2 protein-coding genes are annotated in these 7,128 nt (G+C 44.5%); both read right to left on the minus strand.

Going from position 1 to position 7,128, the window contains the following annotated elements; all coding sequences use genetic code 11:
- The coding region (locus tag G498_RS0109540; protein ID WP_026980530.1) for a PorP/SprF family type IX secretion system membrane protein at positions 1-332 on the minus strand (332 nt) is incomplete at its 3' end.
- A 57-nt stretch (positions 333-389) separates the two neighbouring features.
- Positions 390-7,128: choice-of-anchor J domain-containing protein (locus tag G498_RS14945; RefSeq protein ID WP_035754192.1), on the minus strand; the 6,739-nt coding region annotated here is incomplete at its 5' end.

Genomic DNA, 7,128 nt, shown 5'->3' on the forward strand with positions numbered 1-7,128 from the left:
TCGCCGCCCAATTGCAGGGTGTAGGAGAAATCCGCGTAGACGTTGTTCTCCTCAACAGGACCAATCTTATCGGAGATAAACGACAAACCCAAACCTACATTCTTACCAACAGGCGCATGACCAAAAAATGTCCCCGTAGTCGGAGCATCTTCAATCTCAACCCATTGCTTGCGATACAAAAGACCCATCGATAAACTCTCCTTCGATCCCGCATACGCCGGATTCATAACACTCATATTATACATGTATTGTGTATAGTGAGGGTCTTGCTGTGCCTGGACGTCCGTAAAACCAATAAAGGCTAATAACGCCGACAAATAAATTTTTTTCATGCTTTTCTTATTAGTTAAAAGCACTGCCTGTTTCCAAGCAGTGCTCTCTATCTGCTTTTATCGTTCTCTGTTAATATATACCCATCCGGTTCTGGTTTGACCATCGCCAGACTCGACTACATAGTAATACGTTCCGTCCGGCAACTCATTGCCATTTTTAGACTGTCCGTGCCACTGGTTGGTGTAACCCGCCCCGTGCTCGTAAACGGTTGTTCCGTAACGGTTGAAGATGGACAGGTGACGAACATTCATACCTTCTAAATCGAAGTTGTCGTTCGATCCGTCGTTGTTCGGTGAAATACCTTTCGGGATTAAACAAGACTCCGGTGTGATACTCTCCGATACGGTACTTGAACAACCTTCTGAAGTGGTAATCACTACTGTATAGGTTCCCATAGTAGTCGCCACTACAGACTGCGTAGTTGCGGTGAAACCATTAGGACCTGTCCAAGAGTACGATACCTGAGACGGATTAAAGGATCCGTCTACCGGTACGGCTGTAATCATGTAGTTTACACCCTCGCAGCCTTGTTCGAAAACAACATCTGCACCGTCAATAATCGTAATCGTAGCAGTATGATCTGCTTCGTTCTGACAGATAGCGGCATCTTCATTGATATGGTATTGAACCGTATACGTACCCGAATCGCTGTTAGCCACATTAATCTCTCCGGTAACCGCATCAATTGATAAACCGGCTGTGGAAGTAAAGGTCCCTCCTGTTACAAAACCAGCTGCTAACGCAGGCAATTGGTTTGCTCCTCCGGTACAGATATCAGTATAACTGAAAGCAACAACCGGATCGGTAGCCGGGTCAATTGTAACATCAAATGTGCTAGCATTTCCAGGGTTACATAAATTAGCTGCAATTGTATAGGTAACTGTATACGTACCTGCTGCACTGTTCGCTACATTAATAGCACCTGTAGTACTGTTGATCGACAGACCTGCTGGTGCACTATACTGTCCTCCTGCAGTGAAACCAGGAATTCCCGTTGGCAACAAAGTTCCGCCAGTTAAGATACATACAGGTGTTGTATAACTGAAATCTGTAACTGGTGTTATGTTAGCATTAATCACAATATCAAACGTAGCCGGTGTACAGTTGATTGAACCTGTAATTGCATACGTTACGGTATACATTCCAGGTGTACTGGCATCTAAATCGATAGCTCCCGTTACAGGATCTATAATCAGACCTGCTGTAGACGAATACACTCCGTTCACTTCACCTGTTTGAGATGTTGGATTCACAGTACCTGCACCTTGACAGAATGGTGATGCATACGCAATGGCAGGCTGTTGTGCCGCTCCAATGGTAATTGATGTTCCAGGAGAAATACATCCGGAATTCATATCTACTACAGTTACCACGTGATCGCCAGGGGCAACATCTGTAAAATCAGGGCTCGCTTGTGGTGTTCCACCGTCTAAACTATAATAGAAATTCGTAATAGCCGGCACAAAAGATCCTAAATCTGTGTAATCTTCAGGGTCTATAGCGGTCCAGTCTGCCGGATTCCATGTTCCGCTTGGAATGATCGCTGTATTATTTCTTCTGTAGGTATAGCCTGGCTGTCCTCCCGGTGTAAAGACAGAACCGTCAGGAGTTCCCCAAACATCTATAATTGACTGAGAACCTGTACTTGTTGTTAAATGAATTCTGTCATCAATGTTAACACCTGAACAAGTAGTTACCGACTGATTCGGAACCACTCCTGGGAAGTTAGCATCATTACTCACTTTAACAATATGTGTAGCTCCGTTGGCTAATGTTCCTACTAACGTAAAATCGCAGGAAGGAGATCCCATAGTCGTGTAAAATTTCAGTTTGTATCCGGATAAATTCACCGAAGTACCTGTACCGTTATAAATTTCAACATAGCTCAAAGACCCTGCATTAGAATCTATCACCTCAGAAATAAATAAGTTACTGTAAGTTACCGGACCATTGGACGGAGCGGTTACATGAATTTCTCCATTGGAAGAACAGGTCTGATCTACCGGCAATGCAAGTGTAGGAGCAACAGGAGCACCAACAAATGGGTTGATGATACCGTCCTCTACTGCAGATACGCATCCTGTGGTAGTGTCGCGAATAACTACCGGATACGTACCCGGCACATTCGTATAGGTATTGTCGGTTTGGAAGGTAAGACCTCCATCAAAACTATATTCATAATCTGTGCCACCTGAACCTGTTACCACAAGTGTTCCTACTGATGGATTACATGAAGCTGTAACCATCGGTACGGTTGCTGTTATCTGAACCACACTCACATTAAAGGTTTGTGTAGTTTTACATCCAGTATCCACCGTTACCACATAAGTACCCGGAAGTGCTCCGGCTGGTAATGTTAATGTTCCGGATGTTTCCGCAATAACATCGCCATTTGGATCAACCCACTCGTAGAAAGCTGTTGCTCCGTTGAAATTGTTAGGCGTTACCGTAATGGTAGCCGTATCGCCATTACAAACTGTAACACCACCACCAGTTATTCCAGTTAAAGTATAATCCGGAACTGATGTACTGAATGATAATGTGAACGATTTAATAACCGTACAATTTGCATTGCTGGTAATGTTCATCCAAATTGTTTCCCCATCGGTGCCTGAATAGGTCGTTGGGTTTGGAATTTCAGTACCAGGAACTGCAGCTATGGCAGCCGCTTCAGAGGTATAATATGTTACGTTATAATTAGTTGAGATGGACTCAGACAACACATAATCTCCGTTTTGAGTTAAATCAAACGTTGGATTTGCATCGTTTGAACAAGCAAACATGTCGTGTGGCACCAGTGTAGGCAACTCTTCGGTTACTACGATCTGAATATCACTAGTTTTAACAACTGTTGAACCGTCACATTGAGTATAAGTCGCCTGAGCGGTTACTACCGTATCATCACTTACACTTACTGTTACTGTGTTGTCGGTACCAATTACCGTTCCGTTTTGAATCCATGCTAAGTCGATTGTAGCCGGCGCATTTGGTGTAAAACGCCAAGCTTCGTTAGTGGCAGACCAAGCACCGGTATTTCTTCCCGGCGGTGTGTATGCCACAGTACCCGCTGCATTCTGGATACCAATAACACCAACACCACTCTGCCATCCTACACAAGGCACACGTCTTTGAACATACACCTCGATGATGTTAGAGATTTCATACAACACTACTTGAGAGGTTTGAGGACCTGTAGCGGTACCACAAGAGAATTGGTTAATATTCGTAAAGTTAACCACTAACGCTCTACATGGGTAGCTACCCAAAACCTGATAGTTTACTGTTGTTCCGGATGCTATCGGGTTAATACTTGGGTCGACATCCTGATAAACCCCGTAAATAGCATTTAAAATAGGGAACCCTGTATTAGGGATTGTTGTACTGAAACTCCAAGGGCAATAAGTAGTCGCTGCAGGAACTCCAAACGCTACAACACCGTTGGATCCAACTCTGGCTGTAGAGTACGAGTTTCCGAAGAAACAGAAATTAAACGGTAAGTTAACAACTGGAGACCATACGTCGTCTGTTCCTACACTCACCTGTGTTCCGCCTGTGAACGGGAATGGTGGATTATAATCAATTGAAGATACGTCATAAGATGTGGTTGCTCCAATACCAAAATAGGAGGCTGATAACTGTACATCCTGAGCCGCTTGATCAGGGCATAAAAGCACCTGGTTATTCACCACGTCAATTCCTACCCCTACAACATCAACGCTGGCACATCCAGGGGGTGCGTAAATAGAGAATACAAAAGGCCCTGCCCACTCACTTGAATCGGAAGAACTACAAACGGCTCTTACATAATATTCATAGAAGACACCGTTAACACCTGAGTAGTTATATACCGGTGCCCCAAAAACAGGAATTATTGTTGAGGCTCCATTTGGCAAACCAAGTCCTTGAGTCTGAACAACCACTTCCCATTGTGTTTCCGAACCACCTGGTGTCCATGATAACGTAACAATAGGCGAACCACTTTGTCCTGATGAAGCTAGGTTATAAGGCTCCGGACAAGTTGGAATGGTCAGGTTAATGTTGTCGATGGCTGCCGGTGGATTCGTACCAACACTTGAGTCATTTCTCCATTCAAAAACCAATCTCATAATATTGCCAGCATAGGCACCGGCTGTTAATTCATAAGACTGAGTAGTCCAAGCAGACTGTTGGTTCATATTTGCAGCATTTAACTGCTGACCGTTACTTGCTGCTGCAGTAATTTGTGTGCCCGCTACCGGACTAAATGTTGCCGGTACAGTCCAAACTCTCAAATAGTCACAACAAGATTCTCCAACTGCTTTCCAATCAAAAGATAAGTTCATCAAATTCGTACCGGCAGGAATTAAAATGTCGCGATAAGCGTGTACAACCGAAGTAGATGAATTTGTATAAGCATTAGCCGAATTGTTATTACTGATATATAACGATTGTGCTCCACCATTACTTGTTGCGGTACCAATTATCCATTTATTGGTTTGGGTACCGTTGTTTAACGTCCAAGCCGGGGTACTTTCGAAATCCTCAACATAGTTAACTATTGCAGGAATCTGCGTGGTAGTAAACGGTCTTGGTCCTGCCCACAAACTCGAATCTGTAGGAGAACATACTGCTCTAACATAATATTCGTAGTTGGTGTTTGGGGATAATGATCCCGGAGGGAAAGTGTAAGAAGGTGTTCCAGTAACCGGAATAATGGTACTGGCTCCTGTAGGCACTCCTGAGTTTAAAGGTTGAACTACAAGTTCCCATTCTGTTTCACCCGCACCTGCTGTCCAAGAAACTGTTGCAGAACCTTCAGTAACAGCACTTACTGCCAAAGCTGTTGGCTTAGGACAGGTTACTACTGAGAAATTAATATTGTCAATTGCCCCAGGAGGGTTTGTTCCTACACTGCCATCATTTCTCCATTCAAAAACCAAACGTATGGTTTGTCCTGTGTAGTTGGCTCCCGGAATATCGTAACTTACCGTTGAAAAGCCAGCCTGATTATTAAGATTAGGTGACAACTGTAAGAAAGCCGGAGCAGCACCCGCTACTAATGTTCCTGGTGTTGGAGTATACGATGTAGGTACAATCCAAGCTCTGATGTAATCACAACAAGATTCTGCCTGTGCTCTCCAATCAAACGAAAGATTCATTAAAGTTACTCCGGCCGGCACCGCAATATCTCGATATGCGTGAACCGTTGTAGTAGCTGTATTTGTATAAGCATTAGAGACACCATTGTTGTTCGAAATATATAGACAACTGGTTCCGCCGTTGTTTACAGCCGTACCGATTACCCATTTATTTGTTTGTGTTCCATTAACCAATGTAAATCCTGAAGGTCCCTCGAAATTATCGGAGAAGTTCATGGTTGCCGGAATTTGAGTCGTGCTGAAAGGAATTGGCCCTATCCATGCGCTCTGGTCCGTTGCGTTACAAATCGCTCTAACCCAATACTCATAGTTGGTACTAGGGTTTAAAGGACCAACCACAAAATTGGTATTTGTACCTGCCGGATATATGGTTGTAGAACCTGTTGGAGGCATTCCGGCACCTGGTGCCTGAACCGCAACTTCCCAAGCTGTTTCCGTAAAACCAGGTGTCCACGACAACGTTGCAGTAGTCTGTGTAGTTGCATTTACAACCAAGTTGGACGGATCCGGACATGCCGGCATATCTTCAATGATTACATTGTCGATATACAAACGCCATCCGTCTAATCCACCGGCTGGCACGTGGAATGCAATATTTACGTTACCGGTATAAGGTACGTTGCCCGGCCCTATTAAATTTACAATTTTTTGTTCATAGGCAATATTGCTATACGAAGTCAGCGGAACCAATGTTTCCGTAAAGTTGGCTGTTGCCGGTCCTGTGGTTGACAATACCACTCTGAAGTCGTTAGGCTCACCTGCCGACTGTACTCTGTAGTGGAATTTCAAACGTTTAGGCCCAGGTGTGGCACTCAAGTTAAGTACTGGAGAAATCAACCAGTCGTCGTTGGCACCTCCATTAAAGTCTGTGTACAACATTGCCGCCTGATTTCCTTCGAACGGGTTTGTAGCGTAGTTCATATCCCACGCATCTGCATCACCATTTGCATTTACTACCGTCCAACATTGTTCTGTTGGAGATGTTGAGTTAAATCCTTCCTGGAACGGTACGTTGATAACAGAACACAAGGTTGTGAAAGTTTTAGGTCCCACCCAGATACTGTTGTCTGATGCTGAACATACTGCTCTTACCCAATATTCGTAGTTGGTCGCCGGAGTAAGTGGTGGCGTATTTACCACAAAGTTCATGTTTGTTCCCGCCGGAATTCCTGTACTGCCAGCAGTTGGTGCACCTGCTCCCGCTGGCTGAACCAATACTTCCCAAGCTGTTTCGGAAAGACCCGGTGTCCAGGACAGAGTTGCCGTTGTATCGGTAGTTCCGTTTACAAGTAAATTGGACGGAGCCGGACACGTTGGTGGTGGTGCACACGTTACCGTAGCATCCCATCCCGCTGCCTGCGTAGTCGCATTCGAAGTAAAGACAAAGGTTAAACATCCTCCGTTGATAATATTCGCTGATATCGGCGCCGGAACCGTTGTTCCCGATAAGGTCGCCAATAAAGGATACGTCGCATTAGGACCGTCATAAACTCTTAAGAAATCGGTATTGAGCTGCGTATTGAAAGTAGCAAAACTTACCGTTACAATATCTCCTGGGTTTGCAGGACATATTAAGGTTGTAACGTTTGCATTAGCCGGATAATTAGCTGCTGCACCTCCCGGATCATAGAAATGAGTTCCGGTACAATAGTTTATC

The sequence above is a fragment of the Flavobacterium suncheonense GH29-5 = DSM 17707 genome, from assembly GCF_000430025.1.
In the GTDB taxonomy this organism is placed as follows: domain Bacteria; phylum Bacteroidota; class Bacteroidia; order Flavobacteriales; family Flavobacteriaceae; genus Flavobacterium; species Flavobacterium suncheonense.